Raw genomic sequence first — 1,202 nt, forward strand, 5'->3', positions numbered from 1 at the left:
ACTCTCAACTATGGTAACTGAACTGACTGAAAAAATCAAATCAAGCTTGAAAGATGCGGCAAAAAAGCTGACAGGTTTTAAGAAAAGGGCTTTTATGGCGCAAGTAACTATAGACTATTTTAACTCTTCGCCGCGCCGGGCTGAAACAGAATTGGGATGGTCTAGGCAGGCAATAGCAACGGGATTGAAAGAGCTAGAAACTGGAATTATTTGCGTTGATAATTATCGTGCTAGGGGGAGAAAAAAAACGGAGGAACTGCTGCCAAACTTAGAGGCAGATATTAAAAGTTTAGTGGAGATGTCCTCGCAAGCAGACCCTAAATTCCCATCAACTTTTGCCTTTACTAAAATCAGTGCCAGAGAGGTAAGAGAGGCATTAAAAGAAGAAAAAGGCTATCGAGATGAACAATTGCCCTCTCGTCAAACCATTGGAGATATTTTGAATCGAATGGGCTAGAGTTTAAAAAAAACACAAAAAATAAAACCGCTCAAAAAAATTCCAGAAACTGAGGCAATTTTTGCTAACGTAGCTCAAGCCAATCAAGCCGCTGACAACCAGACTAAATCTTTGAGAATTTCCTTGGATAGCAAAGCTAAAGTTAAGATAGGCAATTTATCTCGTGAGGGGAAAGCCCGCTATCTCGAGCCATTAAAAGCTGATGATCATGATAGGGAATGGACGGCTGTTTTAGTCCCTTTAGGAATTCTAGATGTGAGGGGAGAACGCCTGTCAATTTATTTCGGTCAATCGGCTGAAACCTCAGATTTTGTAGCAGATTGTTTAGAGTTGTGGTGGCAAGAAAATCAAGCAATCTATCCAGGGTTTAGAAGAATTAGTCATTGATTTAGATGGAGGAGCCGCCACTCGCAGCAACCGCACTCAATTTATCAAAAGAATGGTAGAATTTGCCCAAAAAACCCAGTGGCAAATACGGCTCATCTACTACCCGCCTTACCATAGTAACCCACATTCCGCACCCTAAGTGTCACAACGTCTCAAAAGAGGAAGGGGCGTGAGTCAAAATACTTATCTAGAGGAGTGAGTTGGCGGCAAGCTGCCGGCAACTAAGCCGAAAATTTCAGAGTTCCCCCGGTCATTCTCAATAAACAGTGCTTGTTGAGAATGGCTGGGCAATCAGACTTAACATCTAGCGTCGAGATGTTCGAGTAGTGCTTAAGTTTTGTCACCCCTTGAAGTCAAT

At 42.3% G+C, this 1,202-nt stretch carries 2 protein-coding genes and 1 pseudogene; all 3 read left to right on the forward strand.

The annotated features are described in order from the left end of the window. Positions 1-457, forward strand: a pseudogene (locus O9290_RS24950) (ISAzo13 family transposase); the annotation flags it as partial. Positions 458-514: 57 nt separating this feature from the next. After that, positions 515-844: an ISAzo13-like element transposase-related protein gene (locus O9290_RS24955; protein ID WP_080603684.1), complete on the forward strand. Its 330-nt coding sequence runs from the start codon at positions 515-517 to the stop codon at positions 842-844. Beyond that, entirely contained in the window at positions 840-983 is a 144-nt protein-coding gene (locus O9290_RS24960; RefSeq protein ID WP_288087644.1) for an ISAzo13-like element transposase-related protein, read from the forward strand. Before O9290_RS24955 ends, O9290_RS24960 begins: the two co-directional genes overlap by 5 nt. Positions 984-1,202 lie beyond the last annotated feature (219 nt).

This window comes from Microcystis sp. LE19-41.2A (assembly GCF_027530405.1).
In the GTDB taxonomy this organism is placed as follows: Bacteria; Cyanobacteriota; Cyanobacteriia; order Cyanobacteriales; family Microcystaceae; genus Microcystis; species Microcystis aeruginosa.